Raw genomic sequence first — 26,086 nt, 5'->3', positions numbered from 1 at the left:
GTGTCCGAACCCCGTACCACCCCCGCCTGGCGCTACGCCATCGGGATGCTGGGCACCTCCATCCCGATCAACCTGATCAAAGGATCGATGATCCTTTACTACGTCGACATCCTCGGGCTCGACGTACGCGCCTACGGCGTGGTCATGGTGATCTACGCGGTCATCGACGCGGTCGACAACCCCCTGCTCGGCCACCTGTCCGACCGCACCCGCAGCCGCTTCGGCCGGCGCCGCCCGTGGCTGCTCGTCGGCGCGCCGATGCTGGTGGCCTGCATGATCGCGTTCTTCTCCGCGCCGTCCTCGCTGCGGGGCATGGGGCTCGTGCTGTGGTTCGCGGTGTTCGCGATCCTGTGCGAGGCTTTCGACTCGATGATCAACGCCAACTACGGCGCGCTGCTGCCCGAGCTCTACCCGCGCGAGCGCGACCGCGCGGTCGCCAACGGCCTGCGCCAGGGCTTCCAGCTGGTGGCGCTCGTGCTCTCGCTGGCGGTCACCCCGCTGCTCACGACGAGCGTGTTCGGCACCGAGGAGTCCACCGAGGGTTTCCGCACCACGGCGATCATCTACGGCGCGGTCGCGCTCGTCGTGATCGCGTTCATGGCGCTCAGCGCGCGCGAGCGGCCCCGCTACTCCACGCGCGAGCGGCCGCGGCTGCTGCCGAGCCTGTGGTCCATCGTGCGCAACCCGATGTTCTGGTCGGTCGGGCTCATCGGCGCCTGCTACGGCATCGCCATGGCGCTGGTGCTGTCGGGCATCCAGCTGTACGTCCGCTACTCGCTCGGGCTCCCCGTGGTGAACGCCCTCTATCTCCAGGGCATCGTCATCCTGGTCACCGCGGGCGGGCTCGTCCTGTGGACCCGCCTGGTGGCCCGACGTGGCGCGCTGTGGGCCTGGCGGATCGCCTTCGCGGTCCTCGCGGCCGGCTTCGCCGCTCTGTTCTTCGCCACCGGCCTGGTCACCGCGATCGCCGCGGGGATGCTCGTCGGCGCCGGGTGGTCGGGCATGCTGGCGACGAACGACCTGATCGTGGCCCGGGTCCTGGACGCGGACGCGGCCCGCAACGGGGAGCACCGCGAAGGGCTCTTCCTGTCGGCGTTCGGCTTCTTCGGGCGGCTCAACGGGATCGTGACCGGGCTCGCGCTCACCTCGCTGGGCGTGTTCCTCGGTTACAACTCGGGCGACGATCCCGGCGCCGATCCCGGGCTCGCGTTCCGGGTGTACCTGTGCGTGTATCCGTTCGTGCTGACGACGATCGGCGCGGTCGCGGCGCGGCTGGTCTCGGTCCCGATCGAGACGCCGCCCGAGGCGACAGACCCGGCCCCGCCGGCGGGGCCGGGTCCTGCGGACGACTCGGGCGCTGCGGACGGTCCGGGCCTTTCGGACGGCTCGGGCCTCGCGGACGGCCCGGTCGCGGGCTCGGGGGAGGAACCCGTGGACGGACCGGCCGTGGAGCGTCCCCGATGAGCCGCCGCGTCGTGATCACCGCCGACGACCTCGCCCGCGAGCAGGGGACGACCGAGGTCATCGCCGCGCTGCTGGCCGAGGGACACGTCTCCGCGACGACGCTCATCTGCGTCTCGCCGGTCGCGGAGGCGGCCGCGAAGCAGGTCAGGGAGCTCGGCGTGCTGCCGCGGCTGCACGTGACGCTCACCAGCGAACGCGGCGTCCCGCGCTGGCAGCCGCTGGCCGGCCCGGGCAGCCTCGCCGATCAGGACGGAACGCTCAGCGCAGACCCGATGGTCCTCGGCGCCCGCGGCGAGGCTCCCGACGTCATCGGGGAGGCGCAGGCGCAGCTGCGCTGGATGCGCGAGCGCGACCTCGCGCCCGTGGCGGCCGACTCCCACGCCGGCACCCTCTACGGCCTGCACGGCAGGTCGTGGCTGGCCGAGACGCTCGACTGGTGCGCGGCCCACGGCCTGGCCTTCCGGCTGCCCCGCGACCCCGAGCCGTACTTCGGCGGGCCGCTCCCGCCGCCGCTCGCGGCGGCCCACCGGCGCGCCGTGGCCCGCGCCGACGAGCTGGGCGTGGCCATCCCCCAGACGATCGCCACCAACCGCCGCACGGCCGCAGAGCTGGGCACGTACGAGACACTCAGGGACGACTACCTCCGCCGGCTCGCGGCCCTGCCCGAGGGCACCAGCGAGCTGTTCCTGCACCCGTCCCGCGAGGACGCGGTCGAGGGGCCGGACGGCGTCGTACGCTCATGGGAGGCGCGGCTGCTGCGTGATCCGGTGTGGCACGCCGCCATCGAGAGCGAGGGCGTCGAGGTGGTCGAGGGCTGGTGGGACTGACGGTCCGCGCCCGGCCGGGCAGGCGGCTGCTCGCCCGGGTCTGGCTCCGGCTCGGCGCGCGGGTGCGGTGGCGGCTGCTCTACCTGTCCCAGGCCACGTTCATGGTCGGGGTGACGGGCGTCGTACGCGACCGCGATGGCAACGTCCTGCTGCTGCGCCACCGCTTCTGGAACGAGCGGCGGCCGTGGGGACTGCCGACGGGCGGGGCGAAGCGCGGGGAGACGTTCGAGCAGACGGTCGCCCGCGAGGTGCGCGAGGAGACCGGGCTTGAGGTGACCGTGGGCGAGCTGGTGCAGCTCAGGAGCGGGTTCCAGCTGCGGGTGGACGTGGCGTACGAGGCCCGCTACGCCGGCGGCGGCACCCTGCGGCTCAACCCGACGGAGATCCTGGAGGCCCGCTGGTGCGCCCCCGGCGACCTGCCAGAAGGGCTGCTGGAGTCGCACCGCCTCCTGATCGAGGCGTCAGGTGGGCGGCGCGGCCGTGGTGGAGAAGGTGGGGCCGAGGTGCGCGGTGTCGTTGAAGCGGCGCAGGATCCACCGGGCCTCGGTCAGCACCAGATGTGACACCGAGCCGTTGTCCGCGCCCAGGAACGCGAACGGCCGCGACCCCGTGGCCGCCGCCAGCGCCTCGGCGATCACACCGCCGTGGGTGACGACCACGATCCGCTGGTCGGGGTGGGCGGCGGCCAGCCTGCCGAGCGCCTCGCGCACGCGATCGGAGAAGTCCGCGGCGGATTCGGCGCCCGGGATCACGTCCCAGCGCTCCTCGGCCGCCATGCGGTCCGCGGTCGGATGCCCCTCCGCGACCATGCGCCGGAACAGGCCGCCCTCCCACTCGCCGAGGTACACCTCGCGCAGCTCCGGCTCCACCACCGGCGTCAGGCCGAGCCGGGCGGCCAGCGGCGCGGCCGTCTGGGATGTGCGCCGCAGCGAGCTCACGTAGATCGCGTCGACGCGCTCGGCGGCCAGCCGCTCGGCCACCCGCCGCGCGTGCTCATGGCCCTCGGGCGCGAGCCCCGGATCGTCCTGGCCGTCCACCAGGGCGAACGGCTGGTCGGGGCGGGCGGGCTCGGACTCGCCGTGCCGGACGAGGAGGACCTCGGTCGCTCCTGGCGGGGTAAGGAACCGGCCCTGCCGGTATTCGACCGGCTTCGTGCCCTCAGCTGCCACAAACACCGGACGATACTCGATCACGCCGGTGACGGATCAAGGCCGGGCCCGGGGGCGAGCCAGGCCAGTGCCGCCGTGACCAGCGCCTCCGTGCCCATGCGCAGCGTCGGCGAGAGCACCGGTGCGAAGGCGGGGGAGTGGTTGCCCGGCACGTCCTCCGCCAGCCGGTCCTCCCGCACCGCCCGCTCGTACGTCTCCGGGTCGGCGCAGCCCAGCCCCCAGAAGACCGAGGGCGCCCCGGCCTCGGAGCCGAAGACGCCGAAGTCCTCGCTGCCCATCAGCGGCGCCAGGTCCGTCACCCGCTCCGCCCCGAACCGGGCGCTGAACGCATCCCGGACGACGGCGGTGGCGCCGGGGTCGTTCACGGTCAGCGGGAAGGAGTTCAGCGTGCGCAGCTCGGGCGGGCGAGGCGCCCCCGACGCCGCGGCCTCGGCCCGCACCACCCGCTCGACCCCGTCCAGCAGCCTGCGCCGCACCTCGGGCGAGAACGAGCGGAGGTTGACGGTGATGCTCGCCTCGTCGGCGATGACGTTCTCCTTGTGACCCGCGTGGATCTGGGCCACGGTCAGCACGGCCCGGTCGAACGGCGACACCTCGCGCGAGACGACCGTCTGCAACCGCATGACGGTGGCCGCGGCCAGCACCACCGGGTCCACGGTGTGCTCGGGCTGCGAGCCGTGGCCGCCCCGGCCGTACAGGCGGATCTCCAGGCTGTCGGCGGCGGCCATGACCTCGCCAGGGCTGACCAGCACCGTGCCCGCAGGCCGCGGGAAGACGTGCTGGCCGAGCACGACGTCGGGGCGGCCGACCAGATCCAGCAGCCCGTCGTCCACCATCGCCCGCGCCCCGCCCGCCACCTCCTCCGCCGGCTGGAACACCGCCACCAGCGTGCCCCGCCAGCGCTCACGCCCGGCGGCCAGCGCGGCGGCCGCGCCGGCCAGGCACGTCACGTGCATGTCGTGGCCGCAGGCGTGCATCAGCGGCACCCGGCGGCCCTCGGCGTCCTGGGTGGTCGCGGTGCTCGCGTACGGCAGGCCGGTCGCCTCGGCCACCGGCAGCCCGTCCATGTCGGCGCGCAGCACCACCGCGGGCCCGTCGCCGTTGCGCAGCACGCCCACGACGCCCGTGCCCCCGACCCCGGTGCGCACCTCGAACCCGGCCGCGCGCAGCCGCTCGGCGGCGACGCCCGCCGTGCGCTCCTCCTGGAAGGACAGCTCGGGGTGGCGGTGCAGGTCACGGTAGAGGGCCGTGAGCTCGTCGCACGTGGCGTCGTCGAGCCCGGCCAGGACGGCTTCGGTGGCAGCGGTCATGCGAGTGCCCGTTCCAGTCGGTGATCTCTCCGGCGAGTGTACGCCGGGAGCTTCCGACCTGATCGGAGGCACCTGCCTGCCCTCCTCACTCGCTCGCCTGGCGCTTGAGCTCGTCGCCGCTCTTAGTACGAGCATTCTTGAAACATCCGTCTTCACCGGGAAAGTCTGTCTACGGTCGGCTGTTCGGGGCTATCGTCGCCTCTGGTCCTCCGTGAGAAAGGCGCTTCCGTGACGCAGCTTGTCGTCGAAGGCCATGGCGTGTCCGTGACCCTCGATCCCGGACGTGCGTACCGGCTGGGCCGCGACCCGAGGTCGGACGTCGTCATCAGCGACGAGCGGGTCTCGCGGACGCATGCCGAGCTGCGGTTCGAGGGCGGCCAGTGGATCCTGGAGGACGTCGGCAGCCGCGGCGGCACGTACCTGGGCGGCCGGCGGGTGCAGCGGGTCGCCGTCGGCCCGGGCAGCAGGATCGACCTCGGCCACCCGACGGACGGCGGCGCCATCACCTTCCGCACCCCCACCCTGCCTCCGCCGCAGGAGACCCCGTGGCGACCGGGCGCCTGGACCCCACCCCCACCACCGGGCGCCCGAATCTCACCCTCACAGCCGGACGCCCGGACCTCGCCCCCGCAGCCGGACGCACGGATCTCGCGGCCAGAGCCGGCCGCCTGGACGCCGCCTCCGCCCACGTCCAGACCCGCTGCCGTCCCTCCGCCTCCGCCCACGTCCAGACCCGCTGCCATCCCACCGCCTTCGCCCGCACCGGCGCCTGTTCCCCCGCCTCGGCCCGCGCCCCCGGCGCCCGCCTGGCAGCCCGCGCAGCCGGGAGGCGCCACGCCTTCGCCCACGCCCACGCTCCGGCTGACAGCGCCTACCTCGGGGCCTGGGCAGCCGGGTGGCGCCGGGCCGACGCCCACCCTCCGCCTCCCCCGTACCGGGCAGTGGCGGGAGCCGGCGACGGTCAGGGATCTCGGCGGGGCGCAGATCGTACGCATCGGCCGGGCGCCCGAGAACGACATCGTCGTCACCGACCTGAGGGTGTCGCGGCGGCACGCCGAGCTGCGCATCGACGCCGGCGGCCACGAGATCGTCGACGTGGGCAGCAGGATGGGCACCTACGTCAACGGACAGCTCGTGCAGCGGGCCCGCGTCACGCCCGACGACCTCATCGGCATCGGCCCCTCGTCGTTCCAGCTCGTGGGCGACACGCTCATGGAGTACGCCGACACGGGCGAGGTCTGCCTCCAGGCCCACGATCTCACCGTCACCGTGGGGGACGGCAAGGTGCTCCTCGACCACGTGTCGTTCCCGGTGGGCGAGAAGTGCCTGCTGGCCGTGGTCGGCCCCAGCGGGTCGGGCAAGTCCACGCTGCTGCGCGCCCTCACCGGCCTGCGCCCCGCCGACCAGGGCGTCGTCACGTACGACGGGCGCGACCTCTACCGCGACTACGCCGAGCTGCGCTCCCGCATCGGCCTCGTCCCGCAGGACGACATCCTGCACCACCAGCTCACCGTCCGCCGCGCCCTCATCTACGCCGCCGAGCTGCGCTTCCCCGACGACACCCGGCAGCACGAGCGCAAGGCCCGCGTCGACGAGGTGCTGCAGCAGCTCGGGCTGGCCAACCGCAAGGACAACCGCATCTCGTCGCTCTCCGGCGGCCAGCGCAAGCGCGTCAGCGTCGCGCTCGAACTGCTGACCAAGCCGTCCCTGCTCTTCCTCGACGAGCCGACCTCCGGCCTGGACCCGGGCCTGGACAAGTCGGTGATGCAGATGCTGCGTGGCCTGGCCGACGAGGGCCGTACCGTCGCCGTCGTCACCCACAGCGTCGCCAACCTGGACATCTGCGACCGGCTCCTCGTGATGGCGCCGGGCGGCAAGATCGCCTACTTCGGCCCGCCGGGGGAGGCGCTGCCGTTCCTCGGCTTCACCGACTGGGCGGACGTGTTCATCGCCTTCGACGACCCCTCCAGAGACTGGGCCGGCGAGTTCACGCGATCCGAGCTGTACCAGAAGTACATCGCGGCCGACCTGATCCAGCCCGTCGCGACGCACCACCCCGTCCAGCGGGAGCTGCCGCCGAAGCAGCAGAGCTGGCCGGAGCAGCTCAGCACGCTGGTGCGCCGCTACTGCCGCGGCATCGTGGCCGACCGGCTCTTCCTCGGCATCACCATCGCGCTGCCCATCGTGATGGGCCTGATGGCCCGTGTCGTCCCGACCGGCAACCTGATGGGCCCGCCGAACAGCAACGGCAACTCGGCGAACCTGCTGCTGATCCTGTGCATCGGCGGCTGCCTGACCGGCTCCGCGAACGCCGTACGGGAACTGGTCAAGGAACGCGCCATCTACCAGCGAGAACGGGCGGTCGGGCTGTCCCGCTCGGCCTATCTCTGCTCCAAACTGCTCGTCCTCGGCGTGATCACCGTGGCGCAGGGCGTGGTGCTGACGTACGTGGCGATGCTGAACGTCAAGACGTACGACACGGGCGTGTTCACGGCGCCGATGATCGAGCTGTCGCTCGCCGTCGCACTGCTGTCGTTCACCGCGATGACCGTGGGCCTGCTCATCTCCGCGCTGGCCAAGACCAGTGAGACCACGATGCCGCTGCTCGTCCTCGTCACCCTGGTCCAGCTGGTCTTCTGCGGGGCGCTGGTGCACCTGGACGACAAGCCGGTGATGGAGCAGCTCTCGTGGCTCGTCCCGGCCCGCTGGGCCCTGGCCGCGCTGGCGGCCACGCTCGACGTGGGCCAGCTCATCCCGCACATCTCGGACCCGCCGGACCCGCTGTGGAAGCAGGACCTCGGCACGTGGCTCCTGGACATGAGCGTCCTGGCGCTCCTCGCCGTCGTCTGCGCCTTCCTGGTGGCCCGCATGCTGCGCCGCCACGAGCCGGCGGTGATGCGCGGCAAGTGAGAGCGGCGCAGGGTGCGGCGTCCTGTCTCGGGCGCTGAGGTGTATCAGCGCGCCGGTTCGGGGGCGAGGGGCGGGCCCTCGGGGAGGCCGTCGGGGGCGCGCCAGGTGGACAGGAAGCCCTCGGCCACGGCGCACGAGCCCGCGAACGGCCCGTCGGGATGCTCGAGTGCCGTGCCGGTGAGCTCGGCGACCCGCTGCTCCACCAGGGTCCGGGCGGTGGCGGCGTCGGTGACCTGGCGGTTGCGCTCGGAGATGTAGCCGATCGTGGCGCCGGCCCCGCAGACGAAGTCCGCCAGCGTCAGCACGCCGCGCTCGCGCAGCGCACGCAGGCCGGCGTCGGTGTAGGGGACGTTCGCCGCCGGGGCGACGACGCGGGCGCGGACCTTGGCGGCTCGCCCGGAGGTCAGGGTGCCGGTGCGGGCGCCGGGCACGAGCACGTCCGCCGCCACCTCGTACAGCGACTCGGCCGGATGCACGGGCAGCCCGAGCCGTTCCACGCAGCCGTCGCCGTGCTCGGCCCGCAGCTCTTCCAGAGCGGCGACGTCCAGCCCGGCCGGGTCGGTCACACATCCCCGCAGCGTCGACAGCGCCACGATCCGCGCGCCCCGCCGCGCGGCCTCCCGTACGACGGCGCCGCCCACCTTGCCGAAGCCCTCGACCGCGAGCGTCCGCCCGTCCAGGCCGCCGAGCGCCGTCTCCGCCGCCACGACCACCCCCAAGCCGGTCACCATCGTGTCCACCAGCTCGCCGCCGACCTCCTGGTGCATCACCGCGTCGGTACGGTAGCCGGGCAGCGGCGCGAAGTCCTGCGTACGCGTGCCCAGGTCGGAGGCCGTGAGGAACTCCTCCTTCTCGACCAGCGGAGTGATCTCCCGGCAGTAGCGGGCCACGGTGGCCTCCCGGTCCGCGGCCTCGGCCCGCAGCACCGCCTTGGCGCCGCCGATCCGCTCGCCGAGCACGGCCAGCTTGTACGTCATCGCCCGCGCCAGCAGCCCCGCCTCGCCGGGGGTCACGTCCGGGGCCAGCCGCGTCCCGCCCGCGCTGGTCGGGCAGTCCAGGTCGAAGGCGATGTACCCGTCCACCGAGGCGAGCTCCACGATCCTCATGCGCGCTCCTCACGTCATGCGATACGTCATTCGATCGGCGCCGCCGGGAAGATGACGACACCTGCCGACCAATTTCGACGCCAACCCGCGCTCTGTCCATGGCAGCCCAGGGAAAATCGCCTGCCCCCGCCGATCGGGCCCCGCCCTCCGGCGGGCCTGCGTGAGAACGAACCCGGCGCTCGGCCTACTGGGTCGCCTCCTTCAGCAGGTCGCGCAGTCGTTTCACCAGCTCGGGATCGCCGTCGAAGGTCAGCGCCGAGCCGTCCGCCCGCCGCCACAACCACAGCAGCACGTCCTGGGGTGCACCCGAGATCGACGCCTCCCCGGGCGCGTCGTCCCTGGTGACCTCGACGCCCGAGGCGGCCAGGCGGACGAACAGGCGATCCGCTCCCGCCGTGATCGACACCGCACGCCCGTCCGCGCCGGACAGGGCCTCACCGAAGTCCTCCGGCCACTGGCGAGAGGCGAAGGCGAGGAAGGTCACGAGGATCTCGTCGATGCCGTCCACCGCCAGGTCGGCCGGGATCGGCACGATGGGCTCACCGGCCGCCAGTTCGGCGTCCACCCGGTGCACCGCCGTCTCCAGCGCCATCCTGCGCGCCCAGAACCCGACGGTCTGGTCGGGGTCGTACCACGTCAGCGCCTGCTCCTCCGGCTTGCGGGAGGTGAGCTCGCCGCGCAGCCCGGCCATGGCGCGATCAAGGTACGCCGCGGGGCCGTCCGGGTCCGGCTTGGGCGGCCAGGGCCTCGGCCAGGCGCCGCGGCGCATCGTCTCGACCTTGTGCAGGAACGTGTCGCCGACGTGCTTGAGGAGGTCGGCCGTGGTCCACCCGGGGCAGTGAGGCACCGGGGCGGCGAGGTCACGGATGGCGGTCTCGCGCATCCGCGCGTAGTCCCGTTCGATCAGGTGTACGTACCGGGGCTGATCCATGCGCCAAGTCAAACACGGCCGCACGGACGTGGCACTGCTGCCGGCTGCCCGGCGCCCGCCCGGTACGACGACGGCCGTCACCGCCATGAAGTGGCGGTGACGGCCGGTCGGAAGACCGCCGAATCAGTGGGCGGGCCAGGCGGGGCCGTCGCCCTCGCCGGTGTCGGGCGCGCGGGCCGGGAGGAGCAGGGCGGCGACGACCACGGCTACGGACAGGGCCGCGCCGATGATGAACGCCAGCCGCATCCCGCCCAGATCGGCGAGCCCCTCGCTGACCCCGGCCTCGGTCAGGGCCTCGGCCCTGGCGCTCATCACGGTGATCACGAGCGCGGTGCCGAAGGCCGCGGCCACCTGCTGCAGCGTGCTCAGGATCGAGCTGCCGTGGGAGTAGAGCCGCGGAGGAACCGCGCCGAGCCCGAGGGTGAAGACGGGGGTGAACGTCGCGGCCAGGCTCACCATGAGCAGCGCGTGCAGGCCGAGGATCTGCCAGAACGGCATCGTCATCGAGACCTGGGTGAACCCGGTGAGCGCGAGCATGATCCCGATCGCGCCGGGCACCACCAGCACCCGGCCGCCGAACCGGTCGAACAGGCGGCCGACGGTCGGGCCGAGCAGCCCCATCGCCAGGCCGCCCGGCATCACCAGGAGCCCGGTCTCCAGGGCGGTGAGCCCGCGCAGGCTCTGCAGGTAGAGCGGCAGCAGGATCATCGAGCCGAGCATCGCCATGAACGCCACCGACATGAGGATCAGCGCGACGGTGTAGGTGCGCTGGCGCAGGGTGCGCAGGTCGAGCAGCGGCACGCCGTGCTTCTGCAACCACAGCTGGCGCAGCACGAAGCCGAGGATGGTGACCAGCCCGGCCACCACGATCGCGACGGCCACGCGGGCGTCGCCGCCCTCGAACCGGCTGAGCCCGTAGACCAGGCCGCCGAAACCGGCCGCGGCGGTCACCACGCTGAACCAGTCGATGCTGCCGCGCTCGGTCTCGCCGACATTCTGCAGCCGCTTCAGGCCGCCCCACGCGATCAGGGCGGCGATGGGCAGCACCACGGCGAACAGCAGGCGCCAGGAGCCGAACTGCAGGATCACGCCGGAGACCGTCGGGCCCATCGCGGGCGCGACCGACATGGCCAGGGTGACGTTGCCCATCACCCGGCCGCGGTCCTCCTCGGGCACCACCCGCATCAGGGTGGTCATCAGCAGCGGCATCATCACGGCCGTCCCGGACGCCTGGACGATGCGGGCGACCAGCAGCACGGCGAACGACGGCGCCGCCATCGCCAGCGCGGTGCCGAGCAGGAACAGCCCCATCGCGGTGGCGTAGGCGGCCCGGGTGGACACACGCTGGAGGAACCAACCGGTGATCGGGATGACCGCGGCCATGGTCAGCATGAAGGCGGTCGAAAGCCACTGCGCGCTCTGCTCGGTGATGTGCAACGCCGCCATCAGCCCCGGAATGGCGTTGATCATGATCGTCTCGTTGAGAATGACCACGAACGTGGCCAGCACCAGCAGACGGATCACGGGCGGCGTGCGGCCGGACGCGGCGGCCGCGGGCTTGGCGGGTGAGTCGAGCTCGGAGATGGTCACGGAACCTCGTTCGGGGTCGTCGGGGGAGAACCGGTCGTCACCGGGGATCCGGGCTTCGGTTTCACAAGATGTGGTCGTCATGTACAGACTGACCGGTGCCACCGACAAAACTCATCGGCCGCGCCCAACGATGCGGCATGAAGTGGGATATGTCACCCGAATTATCGCCGCTACTCGCAGTTCAGGGCTGCGATTCCCCTCGTACGAAGGCCCCGCCGCGCCGGACGGGTGGTGCGGACGCCGGCCGGTGCCCATCGCGTCGCGCGGAGCCGGCGCCGCACCTCGGCCCCTCAGGTCAGAGACCGGCCGACTTCACCAGCCGGCAGCTGTCGACGAGCTCGCCCACCGCCAGGGACGTGACGGAGCAGAGGGCGGGCCGCTTGAGTGAGCGCGCGTCGACCGGAGCCGCGGACAGGAACAGGCCGGCGAGAGCGCCGGCGGCGATTACCGTGAGTATCTTCATGGCAACAGTATGCAGCCGCCCGTGAGGGGCTCGCTCCCCTCAGGCGAGGGCGGCGAGTGCTGCGTCGAGGTCGTCGTAGAGGGGCAGGACCTTGGCCAGGCCGGTGATCCACATGATTTTGGCGCGGCGGTAGTCGACGCCGATGAGGGCGAATTTGCCGCCGGCGGCCTGGCTGGCCTGCCAGTGGTGGATGATCAGGCCGAGGGCGCGGCTGTCCATGAAGGTGGCGCCGGCGAGGTCGAGGATGATGGAGGTGCCGGCCTGGGCGAGGTGGTCGGCGAACTGCTGGCGGGTGGTCGCGTCCAGCACTCCGTCCACGGTGATCACGACGATGTCGCCGCCGGCCGTGGACGACGTCAGGCGCACGGACGCGGGGGCGGGGGTCTCGCCGGCGGACATCATCACCCTGCCATCGTATAGAGGCCACCGCCGGCCGGGCCCGTCAGCGCGGGCCTGGTCGCGTCGTGGGCGCTGGATCCCAAGCGCACAGCCCGTTACCGGTGCTGAGCGCGCGGGACGTCCACGCCGGCCGCGCGCAGGTGCGCCTCGATCAGGGCGTTGAGCCGGGCGAGAGCCGGCTCGTGGTCCTCGCCGTGGTGGTCGATCAAGCCGTACCTGGCGTCCGCGTCGGGCCGCCGCCGCAGCTCGGCCGGCATCTCCAGCCGTTCGAGGTCGGCCAGCAGCCGGCCGGCCACCGCGGCCGCCAGCTCCTCGATCCGCGGATCGCCGGGATCCCAGGACCGCGCGTCCCAGCCCTGCTTGGTCAGCTCGACGAACTCGGGATCGTCGAGCCAGCCTTCGAGCCGGGACAGGAAGCCGTCGAAGATCTCCGGGATCAGGGCCCGCGTCAGCACCATGGCCTCGCGCTGCGTGTCCACGTAGTCGGCGCCGAAGCCGAGGCCGGCCAGCCGGTCGAGGAGCGCGCAGGCCCGGTCGGGCAGCAGCGCCCGGTCGCCTTGGTCGAGCCGGCGCAGCGTGTCACGGCGCGCGATCAGGTCCTCGATCCGTTCGGTGAGCCGCCGGTCCACGTCGTCCAGGGCGGCGCTGAACTGTACGGGATCGGCGTCGAGCAGGTCGCCGACCTCGGCCAGCGGCACCCCCGCCCCGGCCAGGGTGCGGGCCTGCACCAGCCGGAGCAGATCGGCCGACCGGTAGCGCCGGTAGCCGGAGCCGTCACGTTCTGGCTCGGCGACCAGGCCGAGCCGGTGATAGTGCCGCACCGTCTTGATCGTGACGCCGGCGAACGCGGCCGCCTGGCCGATGGTGAGCCCCCCGGCCATCAGCGGGCCGTCGGGTACGGGTCGCGGGCGATCACAGGGTCGAGGATAACCCGCGAACGTCCCGGCCCATCACGTCGCCGCCGAAGGACCGGCACGCGCGGCGGTTGACCTTGACCTTAGGTCAGGCTCCAGGCTGATCGCAGCGCAGCCTTCACGGGGCCGGAGCGCCACCGCCCTGCCCGCCTGCGCAGGACACCACTTCCACCAGCTAAGGATCGATCATGAACGAGTCCCTCCGTACCGTCGAGAACCCCGCCACCGCCCCCGACCGCCCGGAGCTGCGGGAGGCGATCGAGTCGTTCGTCGAGTACGGCTTCGCCGGCGTGCAGCTGCGCGTGCACGACGAGCGCGGCCACTGGGCCGGCAGCGCCGGGGTGAGCGAGCTGGGCGGGAGCGCCGCGCCGCCGATCGACGGTCACTTCAGGATCGGCAGCGTCACCAAGACCTTCACCGCGGCCCTGATGCTGCTGCTCGTGGCCGAGGGGCGGATCGGGCTGGACAGCCCGGTGGCCGGCCACCTGCCCGAGTTCGGGCTGGACCCGCGGATCACGGTGCGGATGCTGCTCCAGCACACCAGCGGCCTGTTCAGCTTCACCGGCGAGATCTACCCGGACGGGAGAGCCGTGGCTGGCGGCGTCCCCGGCGTGGGCAAGGAGTGGGTGGACAACCGGGACAGGACCTACCGGCCGGAAGAGCTGGTGCGGATGGCGCTGTCCCGGCCGGCCAGGTTCGAGCCGGGAGCGGGCTGGAGCTACTCCAACACCAACTACGTGCTGGCCAGGCTGCTGATCGAGCAGGTCACCGGCCGCCCCTACCCGGAGGAGATGCGGCGGCGCGTCCTTTCCCCGCTCGGGCTGACCGGCACCGTGGTGCCCGAGGCCGCGCCGGAGCTCCCCGAGCCGCACGCGCACGGCTACTACCCGTACGAGGAGGGCGACCGCTGGGAGGTGGCCGACACCACCCGCTTCAACCCCTCGTGGATCTCCGCCGCCGGCGACATGATCTCGACCACCCAGGACCTGCACACGTTCTTCTCGGCCCTGATGGGCGGCCGGCTCCTGCCCGCGCCGCTGCTGGCCGAGATGTGCACGCCGGACCCCGTCATGGGCTACGGCCTCGGGGTGTTCGTGGAGCGGACGGACGGCGGCGGCACGATCGTCCAGCACAACGGTGGCTTCTGGGGCTGGGCGACGCTGATGTACGCCACGCCCGACGGCGGCAGGACCATGACCGGCTCGCTGACCTTCGGGGACGCCAAGGTGGACTGGGTCGCCATGGCCGAGGCGATGGAGAACGTGAAGCGGCGGCTCGTCACGGCGGTCTTCGACGCACCGGCGGCCTGAGCGCCGGGCCGGGTCATCGCCCGCGTGCCGCCTCGCCGTCCGGGCGGGCGAGGAGGGCGGAGGCGAGCATCGAGGCGAGCCACTCCTCGTACTCGGCCTCGCTCCAGCCGCACACCTCGGTCAGCTTCTCGAAGTTCTCCGTCGCGGTGAGCACGTAGATCTGCTCGGCCGCCCTGGCGGGGGAGAGGCCGGGGCGCAGGGCCCCGAGCTCGTGGAGGTGGGCGGCGGGTGCGTGGCTGCCCGTCAGCCGCTCGCGTTCGATGCCGTCAAGGACGTCCCGCAGCCCGTGGTCGCCAGGAGACGCGGCCGCGGCGTCGCGCAGGACACGGTGCACGGACGTGATGCGCCGCAGGATCCCGGTGGCCATGGCGGCGTAGAGGGCCAGTTTGCGTACGGGGTCCGGCTCGTCGATGATCGCCCGCACCTCGGGGCGGTCGCTCTGCGGCACGGGCCGGGCGTCCCCGGCGAGCGTGATGTCGTAGACGAGCTTGGCCAGAGCGGGTTTGCCGCCGGGGCACGACGTGTACAGAGTCTGAACGGCCACCCCGGCCTCGCGCGCCACGTCGGCCATGGTCGTGGCGGCATAGCCCTTGCCGATCATCAGCTCGTGCGCGGCCGTCGCGATCTTCTGGCGGGTGGCCTGGGCGTGCTCCTGGCGCAGGGCGCTGGAGTATCGGCGGCGCTTTTTCTGCTCGGTCATCGGAGGCCATGATTCCAGAACTATATTGACTAGATTTCTCTCTAATGAATATGGTCGAATCTAGTCAAGTCTTCGCCGAGGGAGGGGCGCACGATGTCCGCGATTCTCACCGCGTCCAGGATGATCGCGTTGCTGCTGATCGGCACGTACGCGGGCGGTGTCGTCTTCACGGTGCTGGCCCCGTCCGTCGGCCGGATGCCGGGGCCCGCGTACGTCACGTACTGGCAGGCGCTCAACGTCGACTACGGCCGGGCCATGCCGCCGCTCCTGCTGGCCGCAATCGCGGCGTCACTCGTCGCGGCGGCCCTGTCGTGGCGGCACGGCCGGCTCGTCTTCGGCCTCAGCGTGGCCGCCCTGGTCCTGGTGGTCGGCACGGTCGTCCTCACCCTGGCGGGCCTTGAGCCCATCAACGGGATCGTGGACGGCTGGACTCCCGACCAGTTGCCCGCCGGATGGGAGGAGAGCCGCCGGCAGTGGTCGGACCTGCATCTCGTCCGCACGGCGCTCGCCCTCACGGCGTTCGGCTGCCTGATCGTCGCCCAGGGCGTCGACCGCCTGCACGGGGCGGACCCGCGACCGGCTCAGGGCGGCTACCCGCTCGCCACCCGGCACTGACCGGGCGGGCGAGCCGGGCGGGTCAGTGGCCGGGCGAGCGGGCCGGGCGGGTCACTGACCGGGTGGCTGGGTCGGGCCGGTTACTGGCACTTGCCTGTGACCGGGCGGGCTGGGCCGGTTACTGGCACTTGCCCGTGAGCCACGTGCGGAGCTGGGCCGGGTAGTCGGTGGCGATCCGCTTGGTGCCGCTCTTGAGCGCCTGGTTCCACGCGCTCTCGTTCAGCCGCCACGGCGGCGGCGGCTCCTCCCACTTGGTGACGTCGGGCCAGACGGGGCCGCCGCTCAGCACCTGCGCCAGGTCCGCGGCGGTCACCCGCTTCCTCAGCTCGGCGGAGATGCCGCTGTCGTGCGAGTACAGGATGATCTCCTGCGAACGGTGACTCTCCTTGACGGGGTCGAGGACCTCGGCCCAGGCCCGCGCCTTGATCGCGGCGTCCGCGTGGAACAGCGACTGCCGGCCCTCCGGCTTGACCTCCACCATCGCGATCATGCCGGCCGACTTCATCGCGGCCAGCCACTGACGGAACGTGTGCACCCTTTCGCCCTTGAACGGGCCGCGCGTGATGGTTCGCCCGTCCAGCTTCGTGGCGCCGCTGGCCCACCAGATCTCGGTGATGTTCTTCTTCGTGCCGGTCAGTCCCCAGGTCGAGGTGTTGTGCCACATGACGGCCTTGGTGCCGTCCTTGGTGAGCTGCAGGTCGGCCTCGACGCCTGCCGCGCCCCACGCCTTGTGCTGACGGATGGCCGCCGGGTTGTTGGGCTGGCGGATCTGGTCCCGTTCCCACGCGTCGGCGCCGGTGGGGTAGCCGCCGTGCCCGAAGATCTGCGGGCATGCGGGCAGCGCGGCCGACGGGGAGGTGAGTGACGACGCCAGCAGGAACGCGGCGAGGGGGACTGCCACAACATGCACCTTTCGATCTTGAAGTCGGTGCACCACACTGTCCCACAGCCACGCTCGCGCCGAGTACACGGTGACGGTCGTGGTCCCGGCCGCCCGTGACTACGACCGCAGCCGCCCGGAGCCGGCTTCGAGGTCGCGTACGGCCGCGGCGGCCTCCGTCACGTCGGCGTGGATGTTCAGGGCGTGCCACACGCCGGTGAGCTGCAGGATCCGCGCGGGAAGATCCTGGACGGCGGCCAGGTGCAGCGTGCCGCCCTCCCTGCGGATGTCGGCGTGCACCAGCAGCAGCAGCACCTGCAGCCCGATGCTGTCCATGAAGGTCAGCTCGGCCAGATCGGGGATCAGCGGACGGCCGCGCCGTCGCTCCCGGCTGATGAAGGATTCGAGCTGGCCGACGTTGGCGGCGTCGAGCTCGCCCGACACGACGATCAGCGCGCCGGCGGCCAGCGAGTGGCAGCGTACACCGAAGGGAGACATGGAGGTCTCGTCGCGGGCGTTCAGCGGATGGACGAGTGCGCGAGAGTGATGAACACGAGCGATCTCCACGGTAGGCCGGCCTCACGGTGCCGGCGGCGTCGCCGTCACCGCTGACGCTACGGCCGAAGCGGGTCGCGGGAAAGGCCTTTGGGTACAGGATCTTCAACCGACCCGGCCGTCTATCCACTTTTAGCCATAAAGGCCACCATTTCCGATGGCTCGGCCGACCAGCGGTGCATTCCTCCGTGCTTTTCCGGCCTTGACCAGGGCCGGATGCGGCACTCGGCACGTGGTAACGGGTTCGGGGTCGATCGATCAAAGTTTCTTGATTGTTCCCGCCGGGGTGGCGCGCGGCGTGATATCGAATGCGGGCCTACTTTCAATCTTGCTCTCTGTAAGGGCGCGATCGAAAGGAATTATCATGCTTCGTCGTACTGTGTCAGGCGTCTTCGCCCTGACGGTCGCCGGTCTCATCGCGGCAGCGGTTTCGCCCGCGCACGCCGAGCAGAGTGGCGCGCACGCGCGCCCGGCGTCGTTCTATGACAGCGCCGCCGCCATCGTCAACGCCGACGGCACCCTGAACCGGGGCACGAACGTCGTCAGGTCGTGGCTGGCGGAGACCGGCCGATACTGCGTCCAGCTCGCCCACCCGGTGTCGGCGCCTGACGCGCTCATCCAGCTCACGCCCCGTGACCCGCGGCGGCTGCCGCACATCGCGTACCGCAACCCGTCCGCGAGCTGCGACCACGAGAACACCATCACCGTCCACGTGTACGACACCAACACGGGCCGCCTGGCCGACGGCGGATTCGACCTGCTGGCGATCTGAGCGGTGACCCGGACGTCCGGAGGCCCGATCACCCCTGGCCTCCGGACGGGCCACCTGCAATCTGGGCCACCCGCGACCTGGGCCACCCGCGACCTGGGCCGGTCGTGGCCGGGGTCCTACCCCTGAGGAGCGCCCGCGCCGGCGGGGTCGCGCAGGAGCCCTTCGACTCCGTGCAGGAAGGTCTCGCCGATCAGGTGCGGATCGAAGAGGCAGCCGGCCGCCATGGCGCCGTCGCGCAGCATGACGAAGTGCCGCCCGGCGCGCTCGGGCCGCGTGTGGCCGGCCCGCTCCAGCAGCCCGGTGACGGTTTCGAGGAACCACTGACGGTGCGCGAGGACCGCCTGGTGGGCGGGGTGCGCGGGATCGGGGTATTCGGCCGCGGCGTTGAGGAAGGCGCAGCCGCGGAATCCGGGTGACCCGATGTCGCCGGCGATGGACCGGCTGATGGCCAGCAGACTCTCACCGGCGGGTCGTCCGTCGGCCAGAGCCTTGTTCACCTGGTCGCGAACGGCCTGGTCAACGCCGTCGAGGTAGGACAGGACGAGCTCTTCCTTGCCGGGAAAATGCCGGTAGAGGGTCGCCCTGGTCACTTGCGCTTCCGTGACGATCCGGTCGATGCCGACCGAGTGGATGCCCTCGGTGTAGAAAATCCTGGTCGCCGTCGCGAGCAGCCGTGACCGCGCTTCGGAGGTCCGGCTCAGCGGTTCACTTCTCCCCATGCGAACACTCTACCAGATAGAACGTTCGGTCTCCACTTGCCGCCTGCCTCTACTGAGGTCGCCCGCGTACGGAACGCCGCCTGCTCGCCATCCACCCACCCACCAGTCCGATGGCGGCGCCGGCGGCCACCCCCGCGACCAGACGAGATTTCTCCTTGGACGCTTCGGGTGGTGCCGGTGTCGGGGGAATTTCCGGCGTGGCCTGATACGCCGACTCCATGATTTCGTTGAACCGGCGCATCTTCCGATTCTTCGCGGCTCTGAGGCGATGGATCCTGGCCTCGGCCCAGAATCTCCGTCCGGGAGTGGTGGTGAACAACTCCGCGGTGGCGAGTGAACGTAACACGCGATCCGGCATGTCGCCGACCTGGTAGCGCATCTCCCAATACGAGACGATGAGGTTGAGATACAGGTGCTGCCGTAACTCGTCCGGCGTACGGTGACGATCCAGCGACCCCCAGCAATCGAGGTAGACGGGATCCCGCATCGCCATTTCCATCAGTTGCACGTGGTAACCGCGAGCGGATTCTTTGCGGGTGGCCCGCGTCTCCTTCCCTTGGAGGATGAGCGAGCTGACGACCCCGATCAGCGCGAATCCCGACAGAATTGCCGATGCCGCCCCATAAGTCTGGCCGATCTGGCTCAACCTGTTCCAGTCGGCATCCCGGGCGAGGTTTATCTGCTGCAGAAGAACAGGCGAGAGAAGCGTCAGCGCGGCCCCTCCGGCCGTCGCCATGACCAGGGTGAGCAGGAGTAACGCGCGAGAGGTCCGGTTGCCTTGTCGTAGAAGTCTAAGGCGCACGGTCACACGGTGTCACATCGAGGCGGCCAAGCCTAGACTTGACGCATGAGGGCTCCGGTTTACCCCGAGTCGCACCAGGGAAGACCTTGGGATGAATCGCCGGACGGCAAAGGGCTCAACCCAGGCCCCGAGCCTGACATTGTGGTTGCCCCATCACACGGCGACCCGGTGACTTCGTGAGACGATTCCGGTTGACCCCTCGGTGCGGTTCACTCTGGCTTTCACGGATCCGGTCCTGTGTTTTTCCAGGTCCATCGAGATGCTGATTCCCGCCATGAATGTCAGGCCGAGGCGGATCGGGAGAACTCGTCCATTCGCGTGCGCGGCCATATGGGCGTGCACGATTTCCTTACCAGTTAACTGAACGTCGACACGAGACGACGGGAGACAATGATGTCATTAAGTGAATCGTCGTGGTATCGCAGCAGCAGATGCACTGAAGATTCGACCTGTGTCGAGGTCGCGCTGCATCGAGGTCGCGTGCGGATACGTGGAAGTCTCATGCCTGACATTGTGCTGAGCTTCTCGCCGCACGCCTGGGCGGAGTTCATCGGCAGGATCAAGCGACATGAGCTCGACCTGGCGTTCGCCTAAAGGTAGACCGGCAGGGCGTCCAACCCGAGGCGGGACGCCCTGTCGCTTGTTGACCCCTGCGGCCGGCCGGGTGGATATCCAGTTGCCGGGCCGGTGGAAGATCTCGGAGAATCCCCTGTCGTGCGCACGGTGCGTACGCGAGAGGGGACAGGTGGCGATGCGGGCAGCGGAGCTCGAACGGGCGATGATCGCGGCCAGGTCCACCGCATCGTCACTAGGTTTGGCGGCGGACGACGCGATCGTCCTGCACGACTCGAACAAGGTCACCCTGCGCCTGCTGCCCTGTGACGTCCTGGCCAGAGTGGCGCCCGGGGCGGACGATCAGGTGGCCCGGTTCGAGATCGAGGTCGCGCGACGGCTCGCCGCATCCGGGAGCCCCGTGGCCGCGCTGGAGCCGCGGGTCGAGCCGCGCGTCTACGAGCGCGACGGGTTTGTGATCACGCTGTGGACCTACTACGAGCCCGTGGGGTCAGGAGACGTCCCACCGGCCGACGTCGCCGCCGCGCTCGGGCGGCTGCACGCCGGTATGCGCGGGATGGAGATCCCCGCGCAGCACTTCACCGATCGGGCCAAGGAGGCCCAGCGCCTCGTGGCGGACCGCGACCGCTCCCCGGCGCTCCCCGACGACGATCGCCGGCTCCTCGCCGGCACGTTGCGCGATCTGAGGCGGTCGATCACCGAGCGCGGCGCCCCCGAGCAGTTCCTGCACGGCGAGCCGCACCCTGGCAACGTGCTCAGCACGAAGGACGGGCTGCTGTTCATCGACTTCGAGACGTGCTGCCGCGGGCCGGTCGAGTTCGACCTCGCCCACCAGCCCGAGGAGATCGCCGAGCACTATCCGGACGTCGATCACGAGCTGCTGCGCCAGTGCCGGACCCTCGTCCTGGCGATGATCACGGCCTGGCGCTGGGACCGCGACGACCAGCTTCCTGACGGGCGGCGGCTGGGTGAGGAGTGGATCGCGCAGCTGCGGGCGGCGCTCGATCACACCGGTCCTTCCGCCTGCTGATCCCGGGCCTTCGAGGTCGTACGCCGCGAGAGTCCGGGGCCGTTCGGGCGACGGGGCGGTGTACGTCAGTCGCCGGACCGATGGACGATCGCCTTGCTCGACCGTCCGGGATACACCACGACCAGGTCCCGCCCGCGTCCCCGTACCAGGCACGGGAAGGCGTGCTCCCGGTGCTCCGCCCGCGTGTCGCCGAAGCCTCGGTCCCGCTGGGTCCAGGCGGGGCAGCTCGCGTCGTACGGCGGCCGGTACGGGACGATGGGAGGCGGCTTTCGGCGGGCTCAGTCGTCGTGGGCGATGAGCCTGAGCTGCCGCCACAACAGCACCACGAACACCGCGGACCCGGCGAAGGCGAACCAGAACGGCGCCGCGACCCCGAAAGCGGTGGCCAGGGTGCCGCCGATCAGCGAGCCGACCACCAGACCGGCGTAGACGCAGACCGTGTTGACGCTGCCCACCCGCCCCTGCAGCTCATGGGGGACCGCACGCTGGCGGACGGTGACCGAGGTCGTGCCCCAGATGAAGGCGTGCGCGCCGAAGACCACGAAGATCCCCCCGGCCACCCATGGCGAATGCGTCAGGGCCAGGCCGAGATGGGTGAGCGTCTCGATGACGAGTCCGATCCGCATCAGCGCGCCGAGGCTCACCTTGCGGGTGATGAACCCGTACAGACCGGTGCCGATCAGCCCGCCGATCCCGCCGAGGGTGGTCATCAGGCCGAAACCCACGGCGCCGAGGCCGAGCTGCTCCTGGGCGTAGAGGACGAGCACCGACCAGGCCGCGCCGAACGTGAAGTTGAAGATCAGGATGGTGAGCGCCAGCGTGCGGACCGCCGCGTGCCGGATCGTCCACCTGAACCCGGCGACCAGCTCCCGTACGGCGTTCGGCGCCTGCGCGTCCGCCGGCCGGACGCGCGGCGGCAGGGTGATCCGGGAGATCAGGACGATTCCCGCCACCACGAGCAGCAGCTGTCCGGCGAACGGCCAGGTCACGCCCACCCCGAACAGCGCCGCGCCGATCGGCGGACCGGCGAGCTGGTTGAGCGTGATGAACCCGGTGCCCAGGCGGGCGTTGGCGATGACGAGATCGTCCCTGTCGACGAGCGTGGGCGTCAGCGTGGCCGTCGTGTTGTCGGCGAACACCTCGGCGATGGACCGCAGCGTGAGCGCCGCCAGCGCCGTCGCCACCGTCACGGTGCCGGTCACCATGAGGACGACGAGGGCCGTCAGCACCAGGGCCCGTGCCACGTTCGCGACGAGCACGATCCTGCGCCGGTCGTACCGGTCGGACAGGACGCCCGCGTACAGGCCGAACAGCAGCGGCGGCCCCCAGCTCACCAGCGCCGACAGCGAGATCAGCAGCGGGTCGCGCGTCAGCGACGCGATCAGCAGCGGGCCCGCCGCGGCCGCGACCCCGTCACCGAGATTCGTCAGCCAGCTCGACGCCAGCAACCACCGGAATCCCGTCCCCAAGCGAGCCGGCAGGACTCGTTCCACCACTGAGATCACGAGCGCAAGACTCTACGTTTCGTGGGCTATCGAGGGCAACGCGTTTTTCGCCCGCTTTCAGCTTGGGGCGGCCGCGGGGCCGGCGAGCCGTCGTCGAACCACGCGCGGGTGCGTTCCAGCAGGTCGATCTGGTGCCGGCGTTTCTGGAGCCGCCTTCGCCGGTGGCGACGAGCATGCCGTGATGATCGGGACGGACCTATCGCCCAAGATCGTGCGGCGGATGAAGGCTGCGATAGGTGCCGATGAAAATCTGTGTTCGCCGTAGTAGACATTTGCGCGCTCGGGTACTAGAGTTTCTGACATCGCAAGGAACGGATCCACCGGGCAGCGGAAGTACCAGGCAACACGATGAACCGCCCGGAATGAGGATGAAGTCAGTTGGGTCAGGCAGAAGGTCGGACGTGAAGGGCCAGCGCGGTCGGTAAGGGCCCAGATCGTGGACGCGCTGCCGTTGATGTAAGTGGACGTCACGTCCAGAGGAATAGGGAAGGGAGTGTTGAACGCCATCGAAGGATCGCCCGTCGCCGGCTGACGTTCGCCGCTCGGGTACCGCAGTTCCACAAGATGGGAAGGTGGTCTACGGTCACGCATCCGCGATCCCCGCATCGCCGCCATACAGGGCGGCGGATGCGGATGACAACAAGCCGGCCCCAGGCCGGCAGATGGTGTTGAACCTCTTCGGGGCCCCGGCGCACATGGCGCCGGGGCCCCCTGTTGGCGTGAAGAAAGGTATCTATGGGTCAAGGGCGCACACCCGGTGCCGTGCAGGCTTCGCCCGCCGGCGCCGACGATGACGGTCACAGCGCCGAGGACCGGTTCGACGATGACGACTACCCCGCCTACAGCATGGGCGCGGCGGCGGAACTGCTCGGAGTCACCCCGACGTTCCTGCGGGCCCTGGGCGCCGCCAAGCTGATCGAGCCGAGACGCTCGAGTGGCGGCCACCGCCGCTACTCCCGCTACCAGCTGCGCCTGGCGTCCCGGGCCAGAGAGCTCGTCGACCAGGGCACTCCCGTCGAGGCCGCCTGCCGGATCATCATCCTGGAGGACCAGCTCGCCGAGGCACTGCGCATCAACGCCGCGTACGAGCGCGAACGCGCGGCCGGCGACTGACCCCACGACCACGCGGCGGCTCCGCCGCTGCGCTGCGACGCGGGCGCCGTGAAGCGGCTCCTGGCGTGCCGGCGTGCGATCAACCGGGCCGGTTCGTGCCGAGTCCAGGAGCGAGCGACGCCGTTTCCGGCGCTCGACGGGGCCGTGTGGCCTTCCGGGCGCGCGTCCGCCGGGCACCTCGAAGAGGCCCAGGGGCGGGAACGGGGTGGCGCGGTGGCCTGCCTACACTCGGGGCGGGAGGTCAAGGGTGGAAGTGAGCGGGGCGCCGGGGGAGGCGGACTGGCGGGCACATCGCTCCGCCGTCTTCGGGGCGGCGTACCGGATCCTGGGCAGCGTCGCGGAGGCTGAGGACGTGACGCAGGAGGTCTGGTTGCGCGCCGCCGGCGCCGATCTGTCCGGGGTGCGGGATCTGCGGGCCTGGCTGGTGACCGTGGCGGCCAGGACGGCGTACGACGTGCTGCGCTCGGCGCGCGTCCGGCGCGAGGCCTACGTCGGCCCCTGGCTGCCCGAACCGCTGCTGACCGGCCCCGACGTCGCCGCCCATGTGGTCATGGACGAGTCCGTGAGCACCGCGATGCTGATCGTCATGGAGACCCTCACCCCCGGCGAACGCGTCGCTCTGGTGCTGCACGACGTCTTCGGCTTCCCGTTCGACCAGATCGCCGAGGTGCTCGGCTGCACGCCCGCCGCGGGACGCAAGCTCGCCTCCCGCGCGCGGGCCCGGGTCGCGGAGGTTCAGGAGCGGCCTCAGGCGTCGAGGGCGGAGACCGAACGTGTGCTCAGGGCGTTCAGGGCGGCCGCCGACGCGGGCGACCTGGCCGGGCTGGTCAGCCTGCTGCACCCCGAGGCCGTCTACGTCGCCGACGGCGGCGGCCGGGCGACCGCCGCGCGCAGGCCGATCGAGGGTGCTGAGCGGATCGCGCGCCTGGCGGTCGGGCAGGTCGAGCTGAGGCGGCCCGGCTCGTACCGGATCATCGAGGTGAACGGGCAGCCGGCCCTGGCGACCTACGACGGCGACCGGCTCGTCTGGCTCGACACGGTGGAGATCGCCGGCGGGCGGATCACGACCTTCAGAAGACTGGTCAATCCCGACAAGCTTGCGCTCCTCGGTCACATCTGAGGACGCTGTCTCGTCTCCCTGCCGACCCGCACCCCGACCTCCGGGGGCGGCACTGCGGAGAGGACGAGACAGTGGCACATGTAGTGATCATCGGTGGCGGTTTCGCGGGCGTGTGGAGCGCGGCGGGAGCGGCGCTGGCCCGCAGAGAAGCCCGTGGCGACGCTGATCCGGTCCGTGGGGACGATGGTCTGCGCATCACGCTCATCGCGCCGAACGACCACCTGGTGCTGCGGCCCAGGCTTTACGAGCCGGATCCGGACTCGGCCAGGGTCGAGCTCCGCCGGATCCTCGGCCCGATCGGCGTCGAGCACGTGCGCGCCTCGGTGCACACGATCGACACCAGCCGGCGGGTGGTCGTGGCCGACGGCAGGGAGCTCGGCTACGACCGCCTGGTGCTGGCGCCGGGCAGCGAGCTGGTCCGGCCCGAGGGGCTGCCCGGAGCCGAACGGCTCTTCGACATCGACACCCTGGACGGCGCCCGGCGGCTCGAACGTCGTCTGCGCGGCGGCGACGGTCACTCCGCCGTGGTCGTCGGCGCCGGGTTCGTCGGGCTGGAGGCCGCCACCGCACTGGCCGCCCGCGGCCGGGTGCTGCTCGTGGACCGGTCGGACGTGGTCGGGCGCGAGCTCGGCCCCGGCCCGCGCGCGGAGATCGAGGCCGCGCTGGACGAACTGGGCATCGAACGCCGGCTCGGCAGCACGGTGACGGAGGTCGGCGACGGGTATGCCGTCCTGTCCGGCGGCGCCAAGGTGGCGGCGGACGTGGTGGTCTGGGCCGCGGGTCTCAGGGCCGGCGGGCTCACCCGGCAGATCTCGGACGATCTCGACCGTCTCGGCCGGGTGCCGGTGGACCGGTGGCTGCGGGCCCTGCCCGAGGTGTTCGCCGCCGGGGACGTGGCCGCGGCGGCGTACGACGCCGAGCACACGGTCATGCAGGCCTGCCAGCACGCCACTCCGCTCGGCAAGGTCGCCGGCTACAACGCGGCGGCCGACCTGCTCGGAGTGCCGCCCCGCGAGTTCACCCCCGGCCCGTACGTCACCTGCCTGGACCTGGGCGGCGCCGGCGCGATTTTCACGCGGGGCTGGAATCGCAGGGTGATGGCCTCGGGAGCCGAGGGCGCGGCCGTCAAGAAGCTGATCAACCAGGCCATCCACCCGCCGGTCGACGACGCGGAGAAGATCCTGGCCGCCGCCGACGCCGTCTACCTCGACCTGCCCTTCTTCCCCCGCGACCAGAATGAGGACGCGGGCGAGGTCATTACCGCCGCCTGAGCGCGGGCTCCACCCAGCCGACGCAGGCCCGGCGCCGC

At 71.4% G+C, this 26,086-nt stretch carries 26 protein-coding genes; 12 read left to right on the top strand and 14 right to left on the bottom strand.

Going from position 1 to position 26,086, the window contains the following annotated elements; all coding sequences use genetic code 11:
* The 3 genes from AB0C27_RS29680 to AB0C27_RS29670 are packed head-to-tail and all read left to right on the top strand — an operon-like array spanning window position 1 to window position 2,854.
* On the top strand, window positions 1–1,464 hold the full coding sequence (locus AB0C27_RS29680; protein ID WP_357850161.1) for an MFS transporter: 1,464 nt from the start codon (window positions 1–3) through the stop codon (window positions 1,462–1,464).
* Window positions 1,461–2,291 carry a ChbG/HpnK family deacetylase gene (locus AB0C27_RS29675; RefSeq protein WP_357850158.1) on the top strand — a complete coding sequence of 277 codons (831 nt, stop codon included), beginning with the start codon at window positions 1,461–1,463 and terminating at the stop codon, window positions 2,289–2,291. The genes AB0C27_RS29680 and AB0C27_RS29675 overlap by 4 nt, the downstream gene beginning before the upstream one ends.
* Window positions 2,282–2,854 carry an NUDIX domain-containing protein gene (locus AB0C27_RS29670; protein WP_357850155.1) on the top strand — a complete coding sequence of 191 codons (573 nt, stop codon included), beginning with the start codon at window positions 2,282–2,284 and terminating at the stop codon, window positions 2,852–2,854. Before AB0C27_RS29675 ends, AB0C27_RS29670 begins: the two co-directional genes overlap by 10 nt.
* Here the strand turns inward: AB0C27_RS29670 and AB0C27_RS29665 are convergent.
* Window positions 2,753–3,466, bottom strand: a complete 714-nt coding sequence (locus tag AB0C27_RS29665) for a histidine phosphatase family protein (protein ID WP_357850152.1) — start codon at window positions 3,464–3,466, stop codon at window positions 2,753–2,755. The two genes, AB0C27_RS29670 and AB0C27_RS29665, sit on opposite strands and share 102 nt — an antisense overlap.
* A 14-nt stretch (window positions 3,467–3,480) precedes the next feature.
* On the bottom strand, window positions 3,481–4,770 hold the full coding sequence (locus AB0C27_RS29660; protein WP_357850149.1) for an amidohydrolase: 1,290 nt from the start codon (window positions 4,768–4,770) through the stop codon (window positions 3,481–3,483).
* A 228-nt stretch (window positions 4,771–4,998) separates the two neighbouring features.
* Between AB0C27_RS29660 and AB0C27_RS29655 the strand changes: the two genes are divergently transcribed.
* Complete coding sequence (locus AB0C27_RS29655) at window positions 4,999–7,680, top strand: FHA domain-containing protein (protein ID WP_357850146.1); 2,682 nt, start codon at window positions 4,999–5,001, stop codon at window positions 7,678–7,680.
* Between the two features lie 44 nt (window positions 7,681–7,724).
* Here AB0C27_RS29655 and AB0C27_RS29650 read toward each other — a convergent pair whose 3' ends face one another.
* The 6 genes from AB0C27_RS29650 to AB0C27_RS29625 all read right to left on the bottom strand — a co-directional run bounded on the left by AB0C27_RS29650 (window position 7,725) and on the right by AB0C27_RS29625 (window position 13,050).
* Complete coding sequence (locus tag AB0C27_RS29650; protein ID WP_357850143.1) at window positions 7,725–8,786, bottom strand: Glu/Leu/Phe/Val dehydrogenase dimerization domain-containing protein; 1,062 nt, start codon at window positions 8,784–8,786, stop codon at window positions 7,725–7,727.
* A gap of 184 nt (window positions 8,787–8,970) precedes the next feature.
* Window positions 8,971–9,717 carry a maleylpyruvate isomerase family mycothiol-dependent enzyme gene (locus tag AB0C27_RS29645; RefSeq protein ID WP_357850140.1) on the bottom strand — a complete coding sequence of 249 codons (747 nt, stop codon included), beginning with the start codon at window positions 9,715–9,717 and terminating at the stop codon, window positions 8,971–8,973.
* Window positions 9,718–9,840: 123 nt separating this feature from the next.
* On the bottom strand, window positions 9,841–11,307 hold the full coding sequence (locus AB0C27_RS29640) for an MDR family MFS transporter (protein WP_357850136.1): 1,467 nt from the start codon (window positions 11,305–11,307) through the stop codon (window positions 9,841–9,843).
* 295 nt (window positions 11,308–11,602) lie between these two features.
* On the bottom strand, window positions 11,603–11,770 hold the full coding sequence (locus AB0C27_RS29635; RefSeq protein WP_357850133.1) for a hypothetical protein: 168 nt from the start codon (window positions 11,768–11,770) through the stop codon (window positions 11,603–11,605).
* Window positions 11,771–11,809: 39 nt separating this feature from the next.
* Complete coding sequence (locus tag AB0C27_RS29630) at window positions 11,810–12,172, bottom strand: STAS domain-containing protein (protein WP_357850261.1); 363 nt, start codon at window positions 12,170–12,172, stop codon at window positions 11,810–11,812.
* Window positions 12,173–12,264: 92 nt separating this feature from the next.
* The gene (locus tag AB0C27_RS29625) at window positions 12,265–13,050 is read right to left on the bottom strand and encodes a MerR family transcriptional regulator (protein WP_357850130.1); all 786 of its coding nucleotides are present in this window, start codon (window positions 13,048–13,050) and stop codon (window positions 12,265–12,267) included.
* Window positions 13,051–13,271: 221 nt separating this feature from the next.
* Between AB0C27_RS29625 and AB0C27_RS29620 the strand changes: the two genes are divergently transcribed.
* Entirely contained in the window at window positions 13,272–14,393 is a 1,122-nt protein-coding gene (locus tag AB0C27_RS29620) for a serine hydrolase domain-containing protein (RefSeq protein WP_357850127.1), read from the top strand.
* A gap of 13 nt (window positions 14,394–14,406) precedes the next feature.
* Here AB0C27_RS29620 and AB0C27_RS29615 read toward each other — a convergent pair whose 3' ends face one another.
* On the bottom strand, window positions 14,407–15,093 hold the full coding sequence (locus AB0C27_RS29615) for a helix-turn-helix domain-containing protein (protein ID WP_357850124.1): 687 nt from the start codon (window positions 15,091–15,093) through the stop codon (window positions 14,407–14,409).
* Between the two features lie 93 nt (window positions 15,094–15,186).
* On the opposite strand from AB0C27_RS29615, the gene AB0C27_RS29610 reads away from it, so the two are divergent.
* Window positions 15,187–15,708: a DUF1772 domain-containing protein gene (locus tag AB0C27_RS29610; RefSeq protein WP_357850121.1), complete on the top strand. Its 522-nt coding sequence runs from the start codon at window positions 15,187–15,189 to the stop codon at window positions 15,706–15,708.
* Window positions 15,709–15,826: 118 nt separating this feature from the next.
* Here the strand turns inward: AB0C27_RS29610 and AB0C27_RS29605 are convergent, their stop codons facing one another.
* Both AB0C27_RS29605 and AB0C27_RS29600 read right to left on the bottom strand, forming a co-directional pair.
* On the bottom strand, window positions 15,827–16,609 hold the full coding sequence (locus AB0C27_RS29605; protein WP_357850118.1) for a glycerophosphodiester phosphodiesterase family protein: 783 nt from the start codon (window positions 16,607–16,609) through the stop codon (window positions 15,827–15,829).
* Window positions 16,610–16,708: 99 nt separating this feature from the next.
* Window positions 16,709–17,086 carry an STAS domain-containing protein gene (locus tag AB0C27_RS29600; protein ID WP_357850115.1) on the bottom strand — a complete coding sequence of 126 codons (378 nt, stop codon included), beginning with the start codon at window positions 17,084–17,086 and terminating at the stop codon, window positions 16,709–16,711.
* Between the two features lie 421 nt (window positions 17,087–17,507).
* Here AB0C27_RS29600 and AB0C27_RS29595 point away from each other — a divergent pair, with 421 nt between their 5' ends.
* A complete protein-coding gene (locus AB0C27_RS29595; RefSeq protein WP_357850112.1) occupies window positions 17,508–17,915 on the top strand; it encodes a hypothetical protein in 408 nt (135 codons plus the stop codon).
* Window positions 17,916–18,031: 116 nt separating this feature from the next.
* Here AB0C27_RS29595 and AB0C27_RS29590 read toward each other — a convergent pair whose 3' ends face one another.
* Window positions 18,032–18,634, bottom strand: coding sequence for a TetR/AcrR family transcriptional regulator (locus tag AB0C27_RS29590; protein ID WP_357850109.1), 603 nt, complete (start codon window positions 18,632–18,634; stop codon window positions 18,032–18,034).
* Between the two features lie 49 nt (window positions 18,635–18,683).
* Window positions 18,684–19,370 carry a DUF6082 family protein gene (locus tag AB0C27_RS29585; protein ID WP_357850106.1) on the bottom strand — a complete coding sequence of 229 codons (687 nt, stop codon included), beginning with the start codon at window positions 19,368–19,370 and terminating at the stop codon, window positions 18,684–18,686.
* Window positions 19,371–19,826: 456 nt separating this feature from the next.
* On the opposite strand from AB0C27_RS29585, the gene AB0C27_RS29580 reads away from it, so the two are divergent.
* Both AB0C27_RS29580 and AB0C27_RS29575 read left to right on the top strand, forming a co-directional pair.
* Window positions 19,827–20,030 (top strand): DUF397 domain-containing protein, encoded by a 204-nt coding sequence (locus AB0C27_RS29580; RefSeq protein WP_357850103.1) that lies wholly within the window; start codon window positions 19,827–19,829, stop codon window positions 20,028–20,030.
* Window positions 20,031–20,187: 157 nt separating this feature from the next.
* Window positions 20,188–21,039, top strand: coding sequence for an aminoglycoside phosphotransferase family protein (locus AB0C27_RS29575; protein ID WP_357850100.1), 852 nt, complete (start codon window positions 20,188–20,190; stop codon window positions 21,037–21,039).
* Between the two features lie 278 nt (window positions 21,040–21,317).
* Here the strand turns inward: AB0C27_RS29575 and AB0C27_RS29570 are convergent, their stop codons facing one another.
* A complete protein-coding gene (locus tag AB0C27_RS29570) occupies window positions 21,318–22,544 on the bottom strand; it encodes an MFS transporter (RefSeq protein ID WP_357850098.1) in 1,227 nt (408 codons plus the stop codon).
* Between the two features lie 846 nt (window positions 22,545–23,390).
* On the opposite strand from AB0C27_RS29570, the gene AB0C27_RS29565 reads away from it, so the two are divergent.
* From AB0C27_RS29565 to AB0C27_RS29555, 3 genes are all read left to right on the top strand, one after another.
* Entirely contained in the window at window positions 23,391–23,657 is a 267-nt protein-coding gene (locus AB0C27_RS29565; RefSeq protein ID WP_357850258.1) for a MerR family transcriptional regulator, read from the top strand.
* A gap of 247 nt (window positions 23,658–23,904) precedes the next feature.
* The gene (sigJ, locus tag AB0C27_RS29560) at window positions 23,905–24,777 is read left to right on the top strand and encodes an RNA polymerase sigma factor SigJ (protein ID WP_357850095.1); all 873 of its coding nucleotides are present in this window, start codon (window positions 23,905–23,907) and stop codon (window positions 24,775–24,777) included.
* A 71-nt stretch (window positions 24,778–24,848) separates the two neighbouring features.
* Window positions 24,849–26,048 carry an FAD-dependent oxidoreductase gene (locus AB0C27_RS29555; protein WP_357850092.1) on the top strand — a complete coding sequence of 400 codons (1,200 nt, stop codon included), beginning with the start codon at window positions 24,849–24,851 and terminating at the stop codon, window positions 26,046–26,048.
* Window positions 26,049–26,086: the final 38 nt, after the last annotated feature.

This window comes from Nonomuraea sp. NPDC048882 (genome assembly GCF_040649755.1).
GTDB classification, from domain to species: domain Bacteria; phylum Actinomycetota; class Actinomycetes; order Streptosporangiales; family Streptosporangiaceae; genus Nonomuraea; species Nonomuraea maheshkhaliensis.
This window is presented reverse-complemented; position numbering and strand designations above follow the sequence as displayed.

Bases quoted from the DNA above. Each gene is read 5' to 3' on its own strand.
- AB0C27_RS29610 (WP_357850121.1), top strand. From the start codon at position 15,187: ATGTCCGCGATTCTCACCGCGTCCAGGATGATCGCGTTGCTGCTGATC.
- AB0C27_RS29650 (WP_357850143.1), bottom strand. From the start codon at position 8,786: ATGAGGATCGTGGAGCTCGCCTCGGTGGACGGGTACATCGCCTTCGAC.
- AB0C27_RS29630 (WP_357850261.1), bottom strand. From the start codon at position 12,172: ATGATGTCCGCCGGCGAGACCCCCGCCCCCGCGTCCGTGCGCCTGACG.
- AB0C27_RS29645 (WP_357850140.1), bottom strand. From the start codon at position 9,717: ATGGATCAGCCCCGGTACGTACACCTGATCGAACGGGACTACGCGCGG.
- AB0C27_RS29600 (WP_357850115.1), bottom strand. From the start codon at position 17,086: ATGTCTCCCTTCGGTGTACGCTGCCACTCGCTGGCCGCCGGCGCGCTG.
- AB0C27_RS29620 (WP_357850127.1), top strand. From the start codon at position 13,272: ATGAACGAGTCCCTCCGTACCGTCGAGAACCCCGCCACCGCCCCCGAC.
- AB0C27_RS29565 (WP_357850258.1), top strand. From the start codon at position 23,391: ATGGGCGCGGCGGCGGAACTGCTCGGAGTCACCCCGACGTTCCTGCGG.
- AB0C27_RS29635 (WP_357850133.1), bottom strand. From the start codon at position 11,770: ATGAAGATACTCACGGTAATCGCCGCCGGCGCTCTCGCCGGCCTGTTC.
- AB0C27_RS29595 (WP_357850112.1), top strand. From the start codon at position 17,508: ATGCTTCGTCGTACTGTGTCAGGCGTCTTCGCCCTGACGGTCGCCGGT.
- AB0C27_RS29590 (WP_357850109.1), bottom strand. From the start codon at position 18,634: ATGGGGAGAAGTGAACCGCTGAGCCGGACCTCCGAAGCGCGGTCACGG.
- AB0C27_RS29660 (WP_357850149.1), bottom strand. From the start codon at position 4,770: ATGACCGCTGCCACCGAAGCCGTCCTGGCCGGGCTCGACGACGCCACG.
- AB0C27_RS29615 (WP_357850124.1), bottom strand. From the start codon at position 15,093: ATGACCGAGCAGAAAAAGCGCCGCCGATACTCCAGCGCCCTGCGCCAG.
- AB0C27_RS29580 (WP_357850103.1), top strand. From the start codon at position 19,827: ATGATGTCATTAAGTGAATCGTCGTGGTATCGCAGCAGCAGATGCACT.
- AB0C27_RS29625 (WP_357850130.1), bottom strand. From the start codon at position 13,050: ATGGCCGGGGGGCTCACCATCGGCCAGGCGGCCGCGTTCGCCGGCGTC.
- AB0C27_RS29575 (WP_357850100.1), top strand. From the start codon at position 20,188: ATGCGGGCAGCGGAGCTCGAACGGGCGATGATCGCGGCCAGGTCCACC.
- AB0C27_RS29585 (WP_357850106.1), bottom strand. From the start codon at position 19,370: ATGGCGACGGCCGGAGGGGCCGCGCTGACGCTTCTCTCGCCTGTTCTT.
- AB0C27_RS29675 (WP_357850158.1), top strand. From the start codon at position 1,461: ATGAGCCGCCGCGTCGTGATCACCGCCGACGACCTCGCCCGCGAGCAG.